We start from the raw sequence: 21,236 nt of genomic DNA, 5'->3' as shown, positions 1-21,236 counted from the left end.
TCAGAACAGGACGCTCCCGGTCAATTATTGATTGAGAACAATAAGCGGCGTTCGATGCTCCGGTTCATTCATCACCGTGAGATCGGCGCCGTACAGTGCATTTAGTGACGATTGCTGCAGAACATCCTGCGGACGACCGTTATCAACTATCCTGCCGCGTTCCATCAATACAACGCGGTCAGCATAGCGCGCCGCAAGGTTGAGATCGTGCAGGACGCAGCAGACGCTGAACTGTCGTTTACCTACCAGACGACGCAGCAGACGAAAAAGATGCTGTTGGTGGTGAATATCCAGGGCGGAGGTGGGTTCATCGAGAAACAACCATTTTGGCCTGGGTTCGGGCTCCCAAAGTTGAACCAGCAGACGCGCCAGCTGTACCCGCTGTTGTTCTCCTCCCGACAGGTGCCGGTAATCGCGCGCGGCCAGCGCCTGGCAGTCACACAACGTCATGATGTGCTCCGTTTCATCGCCCGTGTTGCGCGTACGATACGGATGCCTGCCCATGCGGATGACCTCCTGCACGCTAAACGGGAAGGCCATATGACTGTTCTGGCGCATCACGGCACGGGTTTTTGCCAGCTCGGTGATTGACCACTCGTTCAGCGGCTTGCCAAACAAGCTACAACGCCCGCTGTGGGGCTGCAGATAGCCCGTAAGCTGGCGAAGCAGCGTCGATTTTCCGGCACCATTCGGGCCAAGAATCGCGATGATTTCTCCATCAGGTAGCGTCAGGGAAACGTCATCGGTCAGTCGTCTGCCCTGAATGTGGTAGACCAGATTTTCAGCGACGATCATGACATCCTCCGGCTACGCAGTATTAACCACAGGAAATACGGTCCACCGATCAGGCTGGTTAACAGACCAACGGGCATTTCGGCAGGCTGAACAAGTGTGCGAGCCAGCGTGTCGGCAATCAGCAGTAAACAGGCGCCGGCCAGCGTAGAGCAGGGAATCAACCAGCGATGATCGGCGCCGGTAGTCATTCTGATCAGATGCGGGATCACAAGGCCAATAAAGCCAATCACGCCGCTGACGGAAACGGCAGCGCCAACCAGGAGCGAGCTGAGCAACAGTAATTGCTGGCGCTTACGTTTGACGTTTACGCCGAGGTAATGCGCCTCTTCATCACCCAACTGCAGCAAATTAAGCGTTCCCGCCATACAGACGGTGACAGCAATGGCTGGAAGAACAAACGTGCTGGCAACCAGCAGCGTTGGCCACTGGGCCTGGCCGAGATTCCCCATCATCCACAGCGTAAGTTGACGTAGCTGCTGTTCGTCGCCCACATAGCTCAGCACACCAATAGCCGAACCGCACAGAGCATTGATAGCGATACCTGCTAACAGTAGTTGCATCATTCCGCCGTGGTTATGACGCTGACTTATCAGGAAAATAATCGTGCAGACCACCATGCTGCCCGCGACGGCAAAAATCATCTGCTCATACAACACCAGCACTACGGGGAATGAAAATGGGATAACTATCGCGATGCCAACCATCAGCGCGGAGCCGCTGCTGACGCCAAGCAGGCCGGGATCGGCCATCGGATTGCGAAAAAGTCCCTGCATAATGACCCCTGCCGTAGCCAGCGCAGCACCGACCAAAACGGCCAGCAGCACGCGGGGCAGGCGAATGTTCAACCAGATATCTCGGTATTCGTCGTTGAACAGGGCGCTGAAGCTAATGTTCAACGCCCCCTGGCTGGCACCGAACAGCATCAGAGCGACCAGCAAGAGAGAAAGGCCCGTCAGAATGCTGACGGAAGAAAGCGAGTCCTTAAGCACGCAACGCTCCATAACGTCTTTGCGGCGCGAAGTTTCCGCGCCGCGAGGGGTTTACGCGGGTTTCAGTCCCGGCTCAACCAAACTGTAAATCTGGTTTTTGAGTGCCGGTGCCGTGGCCAGTTCGTGAATGTGCCTGGCAACATCTGCGCGCATCACAAAGCCATGACACTCCTCGGCCTGTATTCGTTGCGCCATGCCTGTGGCTTCACCGTTCAGCAAACCGCCGGGGCGGAGAATGGCGTAGTCCAGTTGACTGGTTTGTAGCCAGCTTTCAGCCAACGATTTTTCCCGTACGGCCTGGCCAAATGCGGCCCTGGCGCGTGGGGACAAAAAGGGCCAACTGTCGCCACAGCCCAGAGAGGTAACCAGAATCATGCGTTTGATCTCAGCTTTTTCTGCTTCATCAATGACGGTTCTGTGCGCCAGATAATCCTGGGCACCGCCCATGGAGGAGATCACCGTGGCATGCTGACCCGCTGCGCGACAGGCGCAGGCGGTGACCCGGCTGTCGCAGGCGTCGCCAATAAAGACCTGCACACCTTTTTCCTGCAGCCCGGCAGCAACCTGGGGATTGCGAACGACAGTAATCACCGGACGATGCTCCGCCAGTGCGAGCTCCAGCGTTTTCGCGCCGACGCCGCTTCCACCTGCACCAAAAATAAGCCATGGAGCCATCAGGCATGTTCCTTTAAAGATGAAGACAACGCGTGAAAGGCGCTGACCTGTTCGGCCAGTAGCTGTCGATGTTCATCGCGACCGAGGAAAATTTTGAACATAGCGCTACCCGCCTGGTTGAAGAAGAGAATGGACGCAGTGTCCATTCCCATAAATTTGCGTTCAATCAGGGCAATATGCGTGCAGTTTTCTGCCTTGATATGACCAGTCATGCCTTTTTTGCCGCGCAGGTTGAAGTAACCGTGGCGGTGGAATCCGGAAGGTAATTCACCGGTGAATTCCAGAATGACATCAGCAGTATGGACCAGGGTGGTGACTTTGCCCCATTCGCAGACGGTTTCCCAGACGGTATCAAATTGACTGCCGGAAACCAGCGTTGGGGAAGGGAGGTTTTTCACCACCTCCAGCAATGTAGTGTTGTACTGGGCTGCGATAGCTTCCAGCGTACCGTCCGGCTCAGTTTTCAAAAAATCCTGTAAAGAGACATGGCTCATTATTCACTCCTTTTATGGTTGCTCTACCGCAATGCGCGGCGCGTTAAGTTCCTGAATCAGTTCATCAAGAGACTGCAAAATATTGCTCGCCCAAAAACGCCCTTCATTGGTCAGGCGTACACAGGTGCTGGCATCTCGCGTCAGTCCTGCGTGATGCCATTGGGTCAGTAGCGGGGCCAGTTTTTGTGCATGAGGCGTCAGCTCATCCAGCGGAACGCGGGCCGTCTCAATACCAGCCTGGAGAGTGTGTCGCCACTGGAAACCACGCTCGGCGGTGCGCATCATCATCATTAGCGGTTTTTTTCCGGCGGCGATAGATTCATGCCATGTATTCAGGTTGCGCTCGACCATCCAGGAATAGCCATTGACTGACCCTCCTGCGCCAGAGCCGAATGCCAGACAGTCTGCACCCTGTTTAATCAGCAGGTTGTACAGATTGCGTTCCCGTGTGGTACGCGCCCAGTGGCTGTTGCTGATGCAGCGCCAGCCCGCGCTGTCCATGAAATCGCAGCCCTGAAGATAGAGATCGCGGCGTTCGGCGGGAGAGGGAACGGTTGTGCGCCCGGTTTCAACTGCTTTGCCAAGCGGTGTATTAGGGATCAGATTCAGCGCATAAAGATCTACGCCGTCGAGGCCAATGTCGCGGGCAATCGCCAGATCCTCGCCCCACAGTTTTGCGTCTTGTCCTGGCAGACCAAATAGCAGATCGCACACCACGGCGGCACGATCCCGTTTTACCAGTCCCTGCATAAAGGCCGTTGCGGTCGGGCCGTCCGAAGTACGCGCCATTTTCTTGCGGATCCGGCTGTTAAAAGACTGAATACCGATCGAAAATCGATTGGCACCAGCGTCAAGGCAGGCATCGATTCGCGCATCGTCAAAATTGAGCACTCGCCCCTCAATGGTGATTTCGCAGTCCGGCGCCAGCGGTAGCTTGTCACGCAGCGCGGTGATGATTCTGGCCAGGTCCTGTGCAGACAACGCAGAAGGCGTACCGCCGCCAAAATAGACGGCGTGAATGGGGGCTGACTGGTGTAATGCGCTATCAGCTTCCATCTCTATTTCGCGCAACAGCGCGTTGGTGTAGCGGGCGCAGTTGTCTTCTTCAAACCGGTTTTGATAAAAACCGCAGAAAGTACAATGTGTTGCACAAAAAGGGATATGCAAGTACACCAGCCGTTTACGTGGCGGGGTTGGCTGGCTGATGACCTCCTGCCAGGTTTGTGACAAAAGCTCTTTGGCAACCGGGATCGCCCCACGCCAGGGCATCGTGGCGCGGCGATCCTTAAATGGCTGACTTCCCTCGAGCGCAAAATGCGCGGTGAGATCCAGCGAGTGTTCAGTTTTCATTCTTCTTAATAAATCCAGTTAGTGAGGCCAGAATTGCTGGTGCAGGGCTTCAACCGCATCGGTGACGCGAGGTCCCATCCCCAGAATCAGCGCCTGGTCTACTGCCACAATGCGCTGATTTTTCCAGGCCGCAGTGTGGGTAATACCGGCAATCGCGCTCAGGCGAGCCAGACCGCCATCGACCATTTGCGACGTCACCACGATCACCTCCGGGTTGGCGGCGATCAGTGACTCCGCGCTGTAGCTTTTATACTGCGCATGGGTGGCGACATTTTGTGCGCCTGCGAGGGCCATAATGGCATCGGCAACGCTGCCTTTTCCGGCGATCTGAGGTGCGCTGCCGCCAGCAGAGAGAATGAACATTGCTTTGACCGGCGCGTTTTTCGCCGCCACGCTGTGCTTAATACGCTCCAGACGTTGCTGCAGGCGATTGACTAACGCCTCACCTTGGTCAGGAATGTGCAGTGTTGTAGCCAGTTCTCGAATGTTGGCGTACATCTGTTCTACGGTGGCCGGTACGCGCGGCAACGTCACGACGTTAACCTTTTGCGCCCGCAACTGATCCAACACGATTTGGGGACCTGCATCCTGCCAGGTGATAAAGCTGTCCGGATGGAGCGACAAAATGCCCTCGCTGCTTAACTGCTTCCAGTAGCCGATATGCGGGAGTGCGGCAGTTTCGGGCGGATATGAGGTGGTTTCATCAACGCCTACCACCCGGTTGCCGACGCCCATGGCGTATACCAGTTCGCTAAGCGAGCCGCCCGCCACCACCAGGCGGTCGGCGGACTGGGCACTGAAAACGCAGGCGAGGCTCAGTAAGCCAATCATGAGTTTTTTCATCGTCAGAAATTCCACGCAAAGCCAACGGCGGCATTGAAACCAGCATCTGGAATAGATTCATGTGCGGTTCTGTAACGCTTATCGGTCAGGTTGTTGAGCGCGAGGTTGACCTGATACTGGTCCTGCGGACCGAACTCGGTGTTGAATGCGAGGTTAAGTGTGGCCCAGCCAGGGTAGTTGATTTCCGTGGTGCCGGTATTATCTTTAGCGCTGGACGCCGCGCGGATAAAGGCATCAGACGTCACGTTAGCGACATTCATCAACCAGGTATGTTTCAGGCCGACGCGCCCGGTCAGCGTGGGCTCGCCGGTATCCCAGGTTTTTAGGGTATTGCCTTCGTACTGACGGCGAATGAGATTACCGCTCAGGTAAGGTGAAACCGCCCAGCCGTTGTATTCTGCGGTGAGTTCCATGCCCCAGGTTTTGGCCCGATCGATGTTTTCGTAGTAGTAATAGCCACCCCGTGAAGAGGTGGTATTACCGCTGCAAACGGGTTGGCCTGAACAGGCCAGGCTGGCGATATAGTCTTTGGCTTCGGAGTAATAAATGGCGCCGTCAATCAGCCACATATTCCCTTTATACCGTGCGCCCAGCTCATAGTTATTCGAGTGTTCCGCCTTCAGGTTTGGGTTGCCGTAGGTCACGCTTCCGCCTGCGGACGTCTGCATAAACAGCTGAGTCAGCGTGGGGAAAACATAGCCTTGGGCATACGCTGCCCGGAGTTCAAGATCTTTAAAACCGGAATAGCGCAGGCTGGTTGAGGTCACTAGTTCATCATCGTGTACTGAATTTCCTCCGGTGGATTGCCAGGTACTGCCGCTGCTTTGCAGGGTTTGCGTATCGTTGCGATTGAGTTTCGAAGACAGCCAGTACTGGCGTGCGCCTATGGTCCAGGTCCAGTCATCGGCAAAGCGCCAGTCGTTTTGCGCGAATAATGAGGTATTGCTTTGCTCCGCTTCGTTGTATGACAGGGTGCGGGTTTGCGTATCGAAGAAGCCGGTAGCCGCGGTCTGGCGTGTACTGCCGTCCGTGTCCTGTTTGATTTTGTCATGCTGATATTGAGTGCCAATCACCAGCTCGTTGTTCACGGGAAGGGAGAAATTGCCCTGCAGCGTTACCCCCTGGGTATACTGTTTGTCGTTGGTATTGGTTTGATTGTTTATCGTCAGCGCTTTAATCGCCGGGCTGGGGATTACCTGGGTGGTTTTGACCCGGTTTTCAAATTTGCGCTCTATTGTCTGGCTGTATGCGTCAACATGGATTTTCTTCAGGTAATCCCCGTCAGCCGCATAGTCGTAGAAAAGACCGATTTTCTCGCGTTCCAGCTTAGGTATTTTGACGCTAAAGTCGTCGAACTGGCCTTCAGGGTCGTCAAACCAGGTTTGGGTGGACAACTTGTAACGATCGAGGGAGAGTCCGATTTTATGGCGATCGAAGTTGTAGCCCAGCCACACGCCCTGGCCGTTATTACGGAAGTTGGTGTCAGGCAATCTTCCGTCAGGCGTATCGCGGTCCCCCTGGTCGGAGTAGCTGCCATTGATGCGGTAGTCAAAGTTTCCGATGCTGCCCCAGGCTGCCGCTGATTCTTCCCATCCTGCCGTTGCGGAGTTATAAACGGCCTTAATGCTGCCGCCGAGAGGCTTATCGCCGCCTTTTTTGGTAATAAAGTTTACGACGCCGCCAATCGCCTGAGAACCATAGAGGACAGAGTAGGGGCCTTTGACCACTTCAATTCGTTCCAGTGCGGATTCGTCAATCAGCAAACCGGCTCCGTAGTTTTGTCCGGCGCGCTGGTAGCTGACGACCTGGCCGTCGATCAAAATCAGCACCCGCGAAGAGGCTTCGCCACGGATACGAATTTGTTTCCGGCCAGCGAGGGCGTTATCGGTGACTTCGACGCCGGGAATATCTTGTAAATCATCAGCAATAGAAACGCTGGTGGAGTTTTGCAGCGTCTGGCGATCGATAACCTGAATAGTTGCCGGGCTATCCCAGAGACTACTTTCAGAGCGGTTAGCCGTGACGATCACCGTATCATCGTCGGGCGTTGAAGCGTGTGTTGTAGAGGTAGCTGCAGAAGCAGCGCCGGACATGCATAATGTCAGGGCTGAAAGAATAAATGGCCTTTGGTTAATCCGTGGCAACATAAGAGAACCTTTGTTGAATGTAAATGATCATCATTATCATTTGCATTTATATATAAAATTGTTTCCTTTTGTTCAAGACGAAAGGTGCAGAACCAATACACCTTTTGATTTGAGTCAATTTTGTGCGGTCAATAAATGCAGAAATGTGATCTGAACCGGATATAACAATGTGAATTAAAAGGACTTGTGCATTGCGGTGTTGGTGGGAAATGTGCCGGGTTCTCGGGTAAACGATTACGGCAATCTGGGCTATAATGTGGCTCAGCACCAACAAGCACCGCGGGGGAAATGTGAATATTAGTGATGTTGCGAAAAAAACCGGTTTAACCAGCAAAGCCATTCGCTTTTATGAAGAGAAAGGACTGGTGACGCCGCCGCTGCGTAGTGACAATGGCTATCGCACTTACAACCAACAGCATCTGAATGAACTGACTCTGCTGCGCCAGGCGCGCCAGGTTGGGTTTAACCTGGAAGAGTGCGGCGAGCTGGTAAACCTGTTTAACGATCCGGCGCGTCATAGCGCGGATGTGAAAAAGCGCACCCTGGAAAAGGTGGCGGATATTGAGCGGCATATCAGTGAGCTGCAGGCCATGCGTTTGCATTTGCTGGCGCTGGCGGACAGTTGCCCGGGTGATGACAGCGCTGAATGTCCGATTATGGATAATCTCTCCGGCTGCTGCCATCACAAAGCGAAGGCTTAACGGCGAGAGGGATTAAGCATAAACACCACCGTGCCGCGGTACCACGGGGATTTCTCAAGCTGCGCTTCAGCCAGTGGATCCCGGTTACCGTTTTGCACCAGCCCCAGCTTAAATGGAATGCGCAGGCGGCTCAGCGCGGGCAGATACGCCTGATAATTCGTCACCGTGCGACGCCCCTGATAGCTTTGCACCACCAGTTCATCGACCGCCAACGCGTTCAGCGTAGCGACGTCGCCCGTTTTTGCCCAATCCAGTAGTCCGGTTACACCTAGCGCAAACTCGGCCGGGAGCTGTTGGCGCAGTTGCTGCAGAAAGCGGGCGTAGTCGGTCAGTTGATGGGTCGCTGCGTCAAAATCAACCTGCAGGCCGATGACGTGATTCCCGGCGGTCTGCCAGCGCTGCATCAACCGTATGATACGCGCTGGGATCTCTTCCGGTACGTCGAGGGTGGTAAAGCGTACGGTCAGCCAGATTGAGGGAAAAGACAGATGACTGACCGGCAGTCCGAGGCGCTGGAACACCACGTTACCGGAACGAACCAGTACCTCGCCCTGGTGCAGATAAACCGTTTGCGCGTCTTTCAGCTCGTCACTGGCCTTCACCCCAGACCACAGCCAGAAGGCCGAATGTTCACGGGCGGCGACGATATCCGCCGCGCCTGACCTATCAGCAGTGCGGTTACCAGTAATATTTGAGTTTTTGCGCCCACGGGCTTCCCGGATACTGCGTTTTCAGTTGGGTGAACCAGCCCTTACGCTGCAGTTTATCCACGTCTTCACCGCCGCATTCGTTAGCGCCTGATGGCGCATAGCACATGATGGCGCGATACAACGCGAAGCTCTTATCTTCGACTTCCGCGGTGGGTGAGGTGATTACCTGCTGATAGTAGCTTTGCCTGTCGAACTGGCCGAAAGGTTTCTTGCGCGAGATAGCTGATTCAAGCACGTCGTTGCCAGCGCTGTTTTTCCACAGATCAACATGTGTTTGCGTGGTGCGGAAGAATTCGCCCAGGCAGTTCAGCGCGTGAGCATCATCCGCTTTTTTGCTCAATACCGTTACCGTTTCATTGAGGCTGCGGCACGTATAGCCCGCCTGCGCCGTGTCGCCATTCCAGTCGAATATGCTCAGGTTAACGTCAGCAAACGCTTCGCCAATGACCGGAGGCGTAATCGCGCTGGCCAGTTTTCTGTCATTCAGCCAATCGCCAAAACGATTCTCTGTAAGATCTCGCACCAGCAGCGTATGCAACGCAATGGTACGCTCTTCGTTATTCGGGCCATGAACGGCCTGCTGGCGCAGCAGTTCTGGTGTGGCCTGTGTTTTCAGTACCTGCGAACGAAAGCGCAGGTTGGTCACCGCGCTATTCGGTGCGAAAACCGCAGCCACGTCGCCGCTATATACCAGCGTGGCGGCAAGCTTAGCCTGCACATATTGCTGCTGTTCGTTATCCTGGCTGAGTTTTAACAACTGCTGCCAGAAATCGCGCGCCTCGGCCCATTTCTTCTGGCCCATCAACGCTTCGCCGTACAGCACCTGTTCGCTGAAGGCGAGGGTATCGTGAGCGGCAAGTTTCTGCGCTGGCGTAACTGCCTGAATAATTGCCGCGTAGTTGCCCGTTGCCAGCCACAGATTGAGTTGCAGATCGCGCCATAGCGGCAGTTTTTGGCTCTGTTCAAACACCGGTTTGCTGGCGTCGAGCTGTGCCTGCGTCAGCGTGGGTTTGTTATTGTTATCCAGGCGCAGCGCGCGTAGCAGTTCGATATAGCTGACTCGCGGCGCGTTGGGGAAGGCTTCAACGACGGACTGGTCGTAGAACGCCATGCCATAGACATTATCGTATTCGATGACATTTTCGCGCAGTTGCTGTGCGTCAACCGACTGCTGAAGCGTCTGTTCATACAACCCGGCTAACTGCGGCCACGCCTGTAAATACCAGTTGATGCGACGCAACATACCGCGTGAAGAGTCAGCGTAGAGTCCTTGAGGAAAACGCTGCAAATAGGCCTGCGCCAGCGTCTGAGCCTGAGTAGCGTCCTCGCGGTTAATTTTCGCAATATCAAAATCGCCGTACTCGCCCACGCTGTTCTGACTGCTCTTGTTCAACGCCGTGCGCATCAGCATGTATTGCGCGGTCTCTGCCAGCCACGGACGATCGCTTTTGGCAAGCTGAGCGAAATCCCGTTCGGCACTGGCATAATCACCGGCATAGAAACTGGCAGCTGCTGCCAGATAGCTTTTATAGGGCAGAGCAGGAGAATCTGCCGGGAAGGTAGCAAGAGAAGACTCAATTTGCTCGCGGGTTGCTCCGGAAAGCAGTCCTGTACGCGCCTGGGCTAAGGCCTGACGCTGTTCCGCCGTTAACGTGGAATCGGCCAACAGCGCGGCAAAAAACGCGCTGACGCTCTCGGTGTTATTCGAAACATGGCGGTTCTCAAGCTCAGCGTCGTTGATGTTTATTTCGTCGGCGCTAATGTTCAGCTCGGCCATCTGTTGGGAGAGAGGGCTGTCTGCGGCGGATGCCGGAGCAGCGGCTGGCTGCGGGGCAGCCTCATCCCACTGCGGGTGATAGGCAAAATAGAAATCACGGGAGCGGGTGATGTCTGCGGGCATTGATTGCACCGGCAGAGCAAATGATTTTTCCTGGCTCAGCAGCCGCAGCAGGTTGTCACGGCTGTCGTTTTCAGGGTTAAAGGTCGGCGTTCCCTTTAGTAGACAGCTGTCGTCGCTCCATTTGCAGTCTTCCATATCGAACGAAGCGAATGCCTGCGGGGCGGCGGTCAGCAATATGCAAAGGGCAAAGGCAAGGGGTGTCTTCCTGACCATAGTCTTATTTCCTGTCTCTTTAGTGTGATACCGCTTTTATAATCAGGGTGATTCCCTCAACGGCAATGACTTCAACCTGCGTTCCGGCGCTCAAATCGTCACGGGCGCTAACGGGCCAGGAACTGTCGCCGACGCGCATATGTCCGCGACCATTGACCAGGGTGGTTTCCAGAATAAATCGACGGCCAACCAGCTGTTGTCCGCGCTGGTTAAGATGGCTGTCGGCTGGCTTTTGCTCCTGAACGCGCCTTGCCAGCCACTTCCACCACAGCCAGGCCGCCAGCAGAGTGAGGACAGCGAACATTGCCCCCTGCCACGCCCAGTCTAGCGGAACGAGCCAGACGACAAGACCGGTAATCACCGCAGCCACGCCGCTCCACAGCAGATAGCCGTTGCCGCCCAGCATCTCGGCGGCGAGTAGCAAACCGCCGAGGCTGAGCCAGAAGATGTGCGGGTGCACCAGAATCATCGCTATCATGATTTTTTCCGCTCGCTGGCGCTGTCCTTAACCAGTTCGGCGATCCCGGCAATGGAGCCCATCAGGCTACTGGCATCCAGCGGCATCATCACCACTTTGCTGTTATTCGACGAACCGATATGCTGCAGCGCTTCGGTGTATTTCTGCGCCACGAAGTAGTTCACGGCCTGAATATCCCCGGCGGCAATGGCCTCAGACACCATCTGCGTGGCGCGGGCTTCTGCTTCTGCGGAACGTTCACGCGCTTCAGCCTGTAAAAATGCGGACTGACGTTCACCTTCCGCAATGAGGATTTTCGATTGCTTCTCACCTTCGGCCTTAACGATTTCTGCCTGACGGATCCCTTCGGCTTCAAGAATGTAGGCGCGCTTGGTACGTTCGGCTTTCATTTGCGCGTTCATGGCGTCGATAAGTTCTGCAGGAGGACGCACGTCGCGGATCTCAATACGGGTGATTTTTATTCCCCAGGGATTGGTGGCCTCATCAACGATATGCAGCAGGCGCGTGTTGATGTTGTCGCGCTGGGAGAGCATTTCATCGAGCTCCATCGAGCCGAGAACAGTACGAATGTTGGTCATGGTCAGGTTGATGATCGCCAGTTCCAGGTTGCTGACTTCATACGCGGCTTTCGGCGCATCGATCACCTGAATAAAGCACACAGCATCAATCGAGACGTTGGCGTTATCTTTGGAGATGACTTCCTGAGAGGGGATATCAAGCACCTGTTCCATCATATTGATCTTACGACCAATGCGGTCCATGAACGGTACAACAAGGCTTAAACCCGGTTGCAGGGTTTTGGTGTAACGGCCAAAACGCTCTACCGTCCACTGATATCCCTGCGGGACGATTTTGACGCCTGCGCCGACGATCACCAGCGCGACAAAAATAAGAATAGGAATAAAAATGAGCATTGATGAAACCTCCTGTTGTGCTGTCCTTTACTGCCTCATTAGTCAAATTATACCCGATTTATCAAGGTGAGCTCCCCTATAATAAATTACAGGGATATACCCGTCATACTTCAAGTTGCATGTGCGTTAGCTGCGTTACTCGGCCCATCCCTGGGCCTCGCCCCTGCGGGGTCGCTGTAAGCAGCGCTCAAATTTGCTCCCGGCAGATTTGTCGCTCACCCCAGTCACATAGTTAACTATGCTCCCGGAGGTTATTGAGGGACATCCATGTCCCTCACCGAAGGCCAGCCTTTGGCTGTTCAAATTCGTTCCTGACGAATTTGTCACTCACTTGCCGCCGTCATGCAACTCGAATTATTTTGGGTATACACTGTCTGCACGAAAGATGTAAAAAGGGATTGGTAATGGAAGAAAGCAGCATTCTGCTTCAGTTAAAAAATGTCGCGTGGCAGGCAGGGGCGACGCAGGTTCTTAATAACATCTGTTTTGATCTCCGCGCCGGAGAATTTAAGCTGATTACCGGCCAGTCCGGCTGTGGTAAAAGTACGTTACTCAAGATTGTGGCGTCGTTAATAAGTCCGACTGGTGGTGAGATTCTCTTTGAGGGCAAAGAGATAAATACCCTCAAGCCGGAAACGTATCGTCAGCAGGTCTCTTATTGCGCGCAAACGCCCGCTTTGTTTGGTGACACCGTTTACGACAATCTCATTTTCCCCTGGCAAATCCGCAACAAAAGTCCGGATCCAGATGTGTTTCTGGCCGATCTGGCCCGCTTTGAGTTACCCGAGACGATCCTCAAAAAAAATATCAATGAGCTATCCGGCGGCGAAAAGCAGCGCGTCTCGTTAATTCGTAATTTGCAGTTTCTGCCGAAAATTCTGCTGCTTGATGAAATCACCAGCGCGCTGGATGAAGCCAACAAGCGTAATGTAAACGAATTAATTCACCACTATGTTCGCGATAAGAATATTGCTGTGCTGTGGGTGACGCATGACAAAGATGAAATTGAACATGCGGATAACGTCATAACCCTTCAATCGCACGCCGGTGAAATGCAGGAAGTAAGCAATGAACGAGCATAATATTACCAATGAATCCCTGGCGTTAGCGATGATGCTGGTGGTGGTCGCGATACTGATCAGCAATAAAGAAAAGCTGGCGCTGGAAAAAGATATTCTCTGGAGCGTTTGCCGGGCAGTGGTTCAGCTTATTATCGTGGGCTACGTGCTGAAATATATTTTCGGCGTCAATCATAGCATTCTGACCTTATTGATGGTGCTGTTTATCTGCTTTAACGCGGCCTATAACGCGCAAAAACGCAGTAAATATATTGATAAAGCTTTTCTCTCGTCGTTTATTGCTATTACGGTGGGTGCGGGGCTAACGCTTTCGGTGCTGGTTCTTTCAGGCTCTATCGAGTTCACGCCGATGCAGGTCATCCCGATCTCCGGCATGATTGCAGGTAATGCGATGGTGGCCGTGGGGCTGTGTTACAACAATTTGGGGCAGCGGTTTAACAGCGAGCAGCAGCAAATTCAGGAAAAACTCAGCCTCGGCGCAACGCCGAAGGTGGCTTCTGCACCGCTTATTCGCGACAGCATTCGCGCCTCGCTTATCCCGACGATTGATTCAGCGAAGACCGTGGGGCTGGTGAGTTTACCGGGGATGATGTCAGGATTGATCTTTGCAGGTATTGACCCGGTAAAAGCGATTAAGTATCAGATTATGGTGACGTTTATGCTGCTATCAACCGCCAGCCTGTCGACCATTATCGCCTGCTATTTAACCTATCGAAAATTCTATAATTCGCGCCACCAATTAGTGGTAACGCATTTGAAGAAGACGTGATGTGATGCCGGAGGGATCGGTATTTGTCGAATTTACAGGCCCGATAAGCGCGCAGGCGCTATCGGGCAAAATCAAATGGATTAGTACAGCAGCGCGTACAGCTGGCGGCGGTACTTCGAGGCCAGCGCATCGCCCGTACCCAGTGCGGCAAGGATCTCCTGGAAGGTCTTACGTGCCTGACCATCGGCAGCCGTAAGATCTTTCTTCAGGTGGCTGAACAGTAATTCCAGTGATTCTTCGTTACGTCCGACCTGGTGTAACTGAATAGCCAACTGCGTTGCCAGTGCCGCATCCTGCGGATTGTTGGCGACCTGCTGCTGCAACTGTTGGATTTCCGGCGTATCAGCTGCCTGTTTCAGCAGTTCAATCTGCGCGATCAGCCCCTGATAGCGGGTGTCCTGATCCTGCAACGGAATGGTTTTCAGTACCGCTTCGGCTTCATCAGAACGGTTCAGGGCGATTTGTGTTTCCGCCAGCAGCAGACCAATTTCGCTGCTCTGGTTGGAGATCTGCCAGGCTTCTTTCAGCAACGGCAGTGCATCCGCGTGATTACCGGCTTCGATGAATTCGATAGCCTGGCGTGCTTTCAGCTCTTCTTCGCTCGGCAGCACTTTCTCCAGCAGCGCGCGAATAACCTCTTCCGGCTGCGGGCCCTGGAATCCATCTACCGGCTGGCCGTTCTGGAACAGATAAACCGTAGGGATCGCGCGCAGACCAAACTGGGAGGCGATCATCTGCTCGGCATCGCAGTCCAGCTTAGCGAGAATAAACTGACCGTTATACTGGGCGGCAAGGCTCTCCAGTACCGGCGTTAATTGCAGACAATGCTGGCTGCGCTCAGACCAAAAATAGAACAGGACCGGCGTGGTCATCGACTGTTCGAGGGTCTGCTGTAGGTTCGATTCGTTAATGTTAACAATATTCTGTGTGGACATGGAGTTACTCTCTTTTGTCGATTTCTTGTTACATGGGGGCTGACGCGCGAGCTTCAACTCAACCCTGTAAAATTTTGTCCATTATGCGGCCTGGTAACAGGCGTTTAAGCAGCATCACTGCCCAGGTCACCAGCGTAACCGGATAACGTAGCTTTGGTTTATCGCTCTCAAACGCATGACGCACTTTGGCGACAACCGCTTCTGGTCCCAGCGTAAAACGCGCGGCAATGCCGGGATTTTCAACGGGAGCATCTCTCTGGGTCTGGTTGACGTTTTCGGTAAAGCGGGTACGGATGGGGCCGGGTTCAATCAGACTGACCTTAATCCCGCTATGGCGCAGTTCCATACGCAGTGCGTCGGACCAGGCTTCCAGTGCATATTTGCTGGCAGCATAGGCGCCGCGTCCCGGCGTTGAGATCAATCCCATCACCGATGAGGTCATCACAATGCGCCCTTCGCCGTGGGGTAACATGGCAGGTAACAGGCGCATGGTAAGCTGATGTGCGCCAAAAAAGTTGGCGGAAAACTGCTGTTCCATCTGTTCACGGCTGATGGTGGGCAGTGGACCATAGACACCGTATCCGGCGTTGTTAAAGATCCCATATAAACGATTATCGGTCAGGGCGATCACTTCATCGGCGGCACGATCCACGCTTTCGGGTGAATCCAGATCCAGCAACACGCCAGTGAATCCCATGCTGTTCATACGCGCGACATCGTCAGGTTTGCGACAGCCTGCCAGAATTTGAAAACCCTGGCGCTTTAGCTCAAGCGCACTTTCCAGGCCGATTCCGCTGGAACATCCTGTTATTAAGACCGATTTTTGCATAACTTTACCTGTCAGGATCTCCGTTGTTTTATGAGTCGTGATTTACTATATCCGTCATACTTCAAGTTGTCTGTGCGTTGGCTACGCTCGCTCCCCCCAGTCACATAGTTATCTATGCTCCTGGGAACTCTCTCACTTGCCGCCTTCATACAACTCGAATTATTTAGGATAGAAAAGGTGTGAGATGTTGCGCCATCCAGTCGGCGATAAACGGCTGGGCATCACGGTTAGGATGAATACCATCATCCTGCATCCACTGGGGTTTCAGATAAACCTCTTCCATGAAAAATGGCAGCAGAGGAACATCAAACTCTTTGGCGAGCTTTGGATAAATCGCGCTAAAGGTTTCATTATAACGGCGACCGTAGTTTGCCGGCAGACGAATTTGCATCAGCAGTGGTTCGGCATTTGCCGCTTTCACGTCCTGCAAAATTGTTCGCAGGGTTTGTTCGGTTTGCGCAGGCGCAAAGCCGCGCAGGCCGTCGTTGCCGCCAAGTTCGACCAGCACCCAGCGCGGCTGGTGCTGCTTGAGCAATGCAGGCAGACGGGCCAGACCTTGCTGCGAGGTGTCGCCGCTAATGCTGGCATTCACCACCGGCGTTTTGGTTTGCCATTTATCATTAAGTAGCGCAGGCCACGCGGCGCTGGCGGACATACGGTATCCGGCGCTCAGGCTGTCACCCAGAATTAATAACGTGTCCGCAGCGGCGGCGCGGAAAGTTAACAGGACCAGGAACAGGAAAGGCCAATGCCAGCGGAAAACATTGTTGAAGTTCATCATCTTAAGAAATCCGTCGGTCAGGGTGATCATGAGCTATCCATCCTTACCGGAGTTGAACTGGTTGTCAAACGCGCCGAGACCATTGCGTTGATTGGCGAGTCGGGATCGGGGAAATCCACGCTGCTGGCGATCCTTGCCGGGCTGGACGATGGCACCAGCGGTGAAGTCAGTCTGGTGGGGCAGGCGCTGCACACCATGGACGAAGAAGCCCGGGCGCAGCTGCGGGCGCGGCACGTGGGTTTTGTCTTCCAGTCGTTCATGTTAATTCCGACCCTCAACGCGCTGGAAAACGTCGAACTACCCGCGTTGTTGCGCGGCGAAAACAGCGGAAAAAGTCGTGACGGGGCAAAAACGCTGCTGGAGCAACTGGGGTTGGGAAAACGTCTTGATCATCTTCCGGCCCAGCTTTCCGGCGGGGAGCAGCAGCGCGTGGCGTTGGCGCGGGCCTTTAACGGTCGCCCTGACGTGCTGTTTGCCGATGAACCAACGGGCAATCTGGACCGCCAGACCGGAGACAAAATCGCCAACCTGCTGTTTTCTCTGAACCGGGAACACGGTACCACCCTGATTCTGGTGACCCATGACCCGCAGCTGGCGGCGCGTTGCGATCGGCGTTTACGCCTGGTGAACGGACAGTTGCAGGAGGAGGCATGATTGCACGCTGGTTCTGGCGCGAATGGCGCTCGCCTTCATTACTGATTGTCTGGCTGGCGCTGAGCCTGGCGGTAGCTTGTGTGCTGGCGCTGGGCAATATCAGCGATCGTATGGAAAAAGGGCTGAGCCAACAAAGCCGTGAGTTTATGGCGGGCGATCGGTCGCTACAAAGTTCGCGTACCGTGCCGAAAGCGTGGATTGACGAGGCGCGACAGCGTGGCCTGAAGGTGGGAGAACAGCTGACCTTTGCTACCATGACTTTTGCCCGCGATACGCCGCAACTGGCGAACGTTAAAGCGGTGGATGATGTGTATCCGATGTACGGCACGCTGCAAACTAACCCGCCGGGACTGAAACCGCAGCCGGGCTCGGTGCTGCTGGCCCCACGTCTGATGGCGCTACTCAACTTAAAAGTCGGTGATTCCATCGACGTTGGCGATGCCACGCTGCGTATTGCCGGGGAGGTGGTGCAGGAGCCGGACTCTGGTTTTAATCCGTTCCAGATAGCACCGCGTCTGATGATGAACATGGCGGATGTCGAAAAAACGGCGGCGGTCCAGCCGGGAAGTCGCGTGACCTGGCGCTATAAATTTGGCGGGACGCCGTCGCAACTGGAAGCCTATGAAAAGTGGCTGCTGCCACAGTTAAAGCCTGAACAGCGCTGGTATGGGCTGGAGCAGGATGAAGGGGCGCTGGGGAAATCACTTGAGCGTTCGCAACAGTTCTTGCTGCTTTCGGCGCTGTTAACGCTGTTGCTGGCAGTCGCCGCGGTTGCCGTGGCGATGAGCCATTATTGCCGCAGCCGTTACGATCTGGTGGCTATTCTGAAAACCCTCGGCGCGGGCAGAGCGCAGTTGCGCAGGCTGATTGTTGGTCAATGGTTGATGGTGCTGGCGCTGTCTGGCGTGACCGGCGGACTATTCGGGCTGTTATTTGAGCGCGTGCTGGTGCTGCTGCTCAAGCCGGTTCTGCCCGGAGAACTACCGCCTGCCAGCCCCTGGCCGTGGCTATGGGCACTAGGCACCATGACGGTGATTTCGCTCTTGGTGGGGTTACGCCCGTACCGTCTACTGCTGGCGACGCAGCCGCTGCGGGTGCTACGCCGTGACGTGGTGGCAAACGTCTGGCCGCTGAAGTTTTATTTGCCGGTGGTCGTGATAGTCGTGATTGCACTGCTTGCTGGACTGATGGGCGGAAGTCCGCTGCTGTGGGCGGTACTGGCTGGTGCGGTGGTACTGGCGCTGTTGTGCGGGGTGCTCGGCTGGATGCTGCTCAACGTTCTGCGTGGTCTGACGCTCTCCTCACTGCCGCTGCGTTTGGCGGTCAGTCGACTGTTACGCCAGCCGTGGTCAACGCTCAGCCAGCTATCGGCATTTTCGCTTTCCTTTATGCTGCTGGCGTTGTTACTGGTGCTGCGCGGCGATCTGCTCGACCGCTGGCAGCAGCAAATGCCGCCGGAAAGTCCGAACTATTTTCTGATCAACATTGCCACCGAGCAGGTGGTTCCGCTGAAGGCTTTCCTGTCCGAGCATCAGGTGATCCCGGAATCGTTCTATCCGATTGTGCGGGCGCGTCTGACGGCGATCAATGAGAAGCCGACCGAAGGCAATCAGGATGAGGCGCTGAACCGCGAGCTTAATCTTACCTGGCAGGATACCCGACCGGATCATAACCCGATAACCGCCGGAAGCTGGCCGCCAAAAGCAGGCGAAGTGTCGATGGAAGAGGGGTTAGCGAAACGGCTGAACGTCAAACTCGGCGATCGAGTGACCTTTATGGGCGACACCCAGGATTTCAGCGCCACGGTCAGCAGTCTGCGCAAAGTGGACTGGGAAAGCCTGCGGCCCAACTTCTTCTTTATCTTCCCCTCCGGCGCGCTGGATGCTCAGCCGCAAAGCTGGTTAACCAGCTTTCGCTGGGAGAACAGCAACGGCATGCTAACGCAGCTTAACCGCGAATTCCCGACCATCAGCCTGCTGGATATTGGCGCCATCCTCAAACAGGTGAGCCAGGTGCTGGATCAGGTGAGCCGCGCACTGGAGGTGATGGTGGTACTGGTCACCGCCTGTGGCATGCTGCTGCTATTGGCGCAGGTCCAGGTCGGGATGCGTCAGCGTCATCAGGAGTTGGTGGTCTGGCGCACGCTGGGCGCGGGTAAGAAGCTGCTGCGTACCACGCTGTGGTGCGAGTTCGCCATGCTCGGGATGGTTGCCGGACTGGTGGCAGCCATCGGCGCAGAAACGGCGCTGGCGGTACTGCAAACCAGAGTGTTTGATTTCCCGTGGGAACCAGACTGGCGACTGTGGGTAGTATTACCATTTAGTGGAGCATTGCTGCTCTCTTTATGCGGCGGATGGCTCGGTTCACGTCTGCTAAAAGGTAAAGCGCTATTCCGTCAGTTCAGTAGTTAATTCATATTCGTGATGATTACGCACCGGTTTTTAAATCGGTGCGTCTTTTTTTCTATGTAGCACAAAATGATAACTCCTTGATATTTAACAGCACAGAACAATAAAAACCCAACAACACGAGAGTATTAATAAACGTTAATATTTGTGTGCTGAATAATTGGCAGGCTATCTATCAAGGTATAAATAATGACTATAAAAAAAACAGCGCTGGCGGTATCGATCGGCGCAGCAGTGGCATTAACGACTTTCGCTTCACAGGCGGAAATCACGGTCCTGAAACAAGATCCGCAGGCGGGCAACCCGCTGAGCCGTCTTAACTTCACCGTCGGCGGCAGTATTCGTCCGCAGTTCCAGAATATGGCCGGTGACGATGGTAAGAATGGCTACAAACGTAATGGCTTCGATGGCGGTACACGTTTCCGCTTCGCCGCTGACTACTATCTGTTTGATGATATCAGTTGGGTGAGCTATTACGAGCTGGGCGTTAACTTCCCGGCGATGTTCAACTGGGATAACCACTACGCTGACGGTGCCAACGATACCACGCGCCGTATGTTGTACACCGGTCTGAAGAGTGCAACCTGGGGTACGCTGACCTTCGGTCAACAGAACAGCATTTACTATGATGTAGTCGGTGCGAAAACGGATATCTGGGACTATGACATGATCGGTCAGGCGCCAGGTAACGGTATTAATGGCGACTATGATGGTTCCTATCGTACGCGTAAATCACTGAAGTATAAGAATACCGTTGGTGATGTGGATCTCTACGCCTCTTATCTGTTCAGTGATGATTACAACCCGAACAACGGTCTGCGCTACAAGCGTAAAGGCGGCGGCTCGCTGGGTGTGGATTATCACATTACCGATGACCTGACCTGGGGTACGGCGTGGAACTACACCCGCGCGGAAATGCGTGGTAACACCAGCAAAACCTACGATCAAAACATCGTCGGTACTGCGCTGAGCTGGAAACCGGACAACTGGACCTTCTCGCTGGGCGGCGGTTGGTATCAAAACTTCATGACCACCAAAAAAGTCTCTGTTAACGACTACTTTGCCGGTGATGCCTGGGGTCTGGAATACTTCGCGGGATACACCTTCCCGGTTGGTCAGTATGCGCTGAAATCCGTTCAGCCTTACTTTATGGGCGACCGTATTGAGTACGTGAATGGCCGTAACTACCTGCGTACCGACAACGGCGTGGGGATCAGCTTCCAGCTGGATTACGGTTTCCGTGTTGACTACGAACACGTCTTTACCTCCAGCACCGACAATCTGGGTGACATGAACCTGGTTCGTCTGCGTTACGACTTCTAATCGAACGCCTGCCGCCCGATACGCTTGCGCTTATCGGGCCTAAGAAAGCTGTTGTAGGCCGGATAAGGCACTTGTGCCGACATCCGGCTTTTTCATACCTTCTTTCATTTAAAAACATACTCTGCAACATCATGAAATAATTTCAAGGACAGCAGGTTGTGATCTGTGTCATGTTAACAATCAGCCTGTTAACGGGCCAACAAGAACAACGCCGCAAGAACGGCGTGAGACATGACACCACAACGTTAA

The 21,236-nt window shown here is 54.4% G+C and carries 19 protein-coding genes and 1 pseudogene; 6 read left to right on the top strand and 14 right to left on the bottom strand.

Annotated elements, in window-relative coordinates; all coding sequences use genetic code 11:
• Positions 1-24 precede the first annotated feature (24 nt).
• Genes OGX94_RS10055 through OGX94_RS10025 form a run of 7 tightly spaced genes read right to left on the bottom strand, consistent with a single transcriptional unit; the run spans position 25 to position 7,293 of the window.
• Positions 25-795 carry a heme ABC transporter ATP-binding protein gene (locus OGX94_RS10055; RefSeq protein ID WP_286569149.1) on the bottom strand — a complete coding sequence of 257 codons (771 nt, stop codon included), beginning with the start codon at positions 793-795 and terminating at the stop codon, positions 25-27.
• Complete coding sequence (locus OGX94_RS10050) at positions 792-1,784, bottom strand: FecCD family ABC transporter permease (RefSeq protein ID WP_048235958.1); 993 nt, start codon at positions 1,782-1,784, stop codon at positions 792-794. The genes OGX94_RS10055 and OGX94_RS10050 overlap by 4 nt, the downstream gene beginning before the upstream one ends.
• Positions 1,785-1,835: 51 nt before the next feature.
• Positions 1,836-2,459, bottom strand: a complete 624-nt coding sequence (gene chuY, locus OGX94_RS10045) for an anaerobilin reductase (RefSeq protein ID WP_286569147.1) — start codon at positions 2,457-2,459, stop codon at positions 1,836-1,838.
• Positions 2,459-2,953, bottom strand: a complete 495-nt coding sequence (gene hutX / locus OGX94_RS10040; RefSeq protein ID WP_079938344.1) for a heme utilization cystosolic carrier protein HutX — start codon at positions 2,951-2,953, stop codon at positions 2,459-2,461. Before hutX ends, chuY begins: the two co-directional genes overlap by 1 nt.
• Before the next feature lie 12 nt (positions 2,954-2,965).
• Entirely contained in the window at positions 2,966-4,303 is a 1,338-nt protein-coding gene (gene hutW / locus OGX94_RS10035) for a heme anaerobic degradation radical SAM methyltransferase ChuW/HutW (protein WP_257661429.1), read from the bottom strand.
• A gap of 18 nt (positions 4,304-4,321) precedes the next feature.
• Positions 4,322-5,146 carry a heme/hemin ABC transporter substrate-binding protein gene (locus OGX94_RS10030; protein WP_257661430.1) on the bottom strand — a complete coding sequence of 275 codons (825 nt, stop codon included), beginning with the start codon at positions 5,144-5,146 and terminating at the stop codon, positions 4,322-4,324.
• 2 nt (positions 5,147-5,148) lie between these two features.
• Positions 5,149-7,293, bottom strand: a complete 2,145-nt coding sequence (locus OGX94_RS10025) for a TonB-dependent receptor plug domain-containing protein (protein WP_257661431.1) — start codon at positions 7,291-7,293, stop codon at positions 5,149-5,151.
• A gap of 290 nt (positions 7,294-7,583) precedes the next feature.
• Between OGX94_RS10025 and cueR the strand changes: the two genes are divergently transcribed.
• A complete protein-coding gene (cueR, locus tag OGX94_RS10020; protein WP_008783984.1) occupies positions 7,584-7,994 on the top strand; it encodes a Cu(I)-responsive transcriptional regulator in 411 nt (136 codons plus the stop codon).
• Here the strand turns inward: cueR and OGX94_RS10015 are convergent.
• The 4 genes and pseudogenes from OGX94_RS10015 to OGX94_RS10000 all read right to left on the bottom strand — a co-directional run bounded on the left by OGX94_RS10015 (position 7,991) and on the right by OGX94_RS10000 (position 12,209).
• A pseudogene (locus tag OGX94_RS10015) lies at positions 7,991-8,703 on the bottom strand (DUF3142 domain-containing protein). The gene cueR and the pseudogene OGX94_RS10015 overlap by 4 nt on opposite strands.
• Entirely contained in the window at positions 8,673-10,817 is a 2,145-nt protein-coding gene (locus tag OGX94_RS10010) for a PA5441 family protein (protein WP_257661434.1), read from the bottom strand. Before OGX94_RS10010 ends, OGX94_RS10015 begins: the two are co-directional and overlap by 31 nt.
• A gap of 19 nt (positions 10,818-10,836) precedes the next feature.
• On the bottom strand, positions 10,837-11,295 hold the full coding sequence (locus OGX94_RS10005; protein WP_126955905.1) for an NfeD family protein: 459 nt from the start codon (positions 11,293-11,295) through the stop codon (positions 10,837-10,839).
• Entirely contained in the window at positions 11,292-12,209 is a 918-nt protein-coding gene (locus OGX94_RS10000) for an SPFH domain-containing protein (protein WP_003831073.1), read from the bottom strand. Before OGX94_RS10000 ends, OGX94_RS10005 begins: the two co-directional genes overlap by 4 nt.
• A 404-nt stretch (positions 12,210-12,613) precedes the next feature.
• Between OGX94_RS10000 and fetA the strand changes: the two genes are divergently transcribed.
• Both fetA and fetB read left to right on the top strand, forming a co-directional pair.
• Positions 12,614-13,291: an iron efflux ABC transporter ATP-binding subunit FetA gene (fetA, locus tag OGX94_RS09995; RefSeq protein WP_257661435.1), complete on the top strand. Its 678-nt coding sequence runs from the start codon at positions 12,614-12,616 to the stop codon at positions 13,289-13,291.
• Positions 13,278-14,057 carry an iron efflux ABC transporter permease subunit FetB gene (gene fetB / locus OGX94_RS09990; protein WP_003831075.1) on the top strand — a complete coding sequence of 260 codons (780 nt, stop codon included), beginning with the start codon at positions 13,278-13,280 and terminating at the stop codon, positions 14,055-14,057. The genes fetA and fetB overlap by 14 nt, the downstream gene beginning before the upstream one ends.
• 80 nt (positions 14,058-14,137) lie before the next feature.
• Here the strand turns inward: fetB and OGX94_RS09985 are convergent, their stop codons facing one another.
• The 3 genes from OGX94_RS09985 to tesA all read right to left on the bottom strand — a co-directional run bounded on the left by OGX94_RS09985 (position 14,138) and on the right by tesA (position 16,599).
• Positions 14,138-14,992, bottom strand: coding sequence for a co-chaperone YbbN (locus OGX94_RS09985; RefSeq protein ID WP_003831076.1), 855 nt, complete (start codon positions 14,990-14,992; stop codon positions 14,138-14,140).
• A 58-nt stretch (positions 14,993-15,050) separates the two neighbouring features.
• Complete coding sequence (locus OGX94_RS09980) at positions 15,051-15,821, bottom strand: SDR family oxidoreductase (protein ID WP_063941334.1); 771 nt, start codon at positions 15,819-15,821, stop codon at positions 15,051-15,053.
• A gap of 163 nt (positions 15,822-15,984) precedes the next feature.
• Positions 15,985-16,599: a multifunctional acyl-CoA thioesterase I/protease I/lysophospholipase L1 gene (gene tesA / locus OGX94_RS09975; RefSeq protein WP_032934351.1), complete on the bottom strand. Its 615-nt coding sequence runs from the start codon at positions 16,597-16,599 to the stop codon at positions 15,985-15,987.
• On the opposite strand from tesA, the gene ybbA reads away from it, so the two are divergent.
• The 3 genes from ybbA (at position 16,570) to OGX94_RS09960 (ending at position 20,987) form a co-directional block, all read left to right on the top strand.
• Positions 16,570-17,256: a putative ABC transporter ATP-binding protein YbbA gene (ybbA, locus tag OGX94_RS09970; RefSeq protein WP_257661436.1), complete on the top strand. Its 687-nt coding sequence runs from the start codon at positions 16,570-16,572 to the stop codon at positions 17,254-17,256. The two genes, tesA and ybbA, sit on opposite strands and share 30 nt — an antisense overlap.
• Positions 17,253-19,667 carry a putative ABC transporter permease subunit YbbP gene (gene ybbP, locus OGX94_RS09965; RefSeq protein ID WP_257661437.1) on the top strand — a complete coding sequence of 805 codons (2,415 nt, stop codon included), beginning with the start codon at positions 17,253-17,255 and terminating at the stop codon, positions 19,665-19,667. The genes ybbA and ybbP overlap by 4 nt, the downstream gene beginning before the upstream one ends.
• Positions 19,668-19,853: 186 nt before the next feature.
• Positions 19,854-20,987, top strand: a complete 1,134-nt coding sequence (locus tag OGX94_RS09960) for a porin (RefSeq protein ID WP_123268429.1) — start codon at positions 19,854-19,856, stop codon at positions 20,985-20,987.
• The last annotated feature ends 249 nt before the right edge of the window (positions 20,988-21,236 follow it).

This window comes from Citrobacter sp. Cpo037 (genome assembly GCF_030332945.1).
Lineage (GTDB): Bacteria > Pseudomonadota > Gammaproteobacteria > Enterobacterales > Enterobacteriaceae > Citrobacter > Citrobacter portucalensis.
The sequence above is the reverse complement of the archived record's forward strand: the minus strand, read 5'-3'. Positions and strand labels throughout refer to the sequence as shown.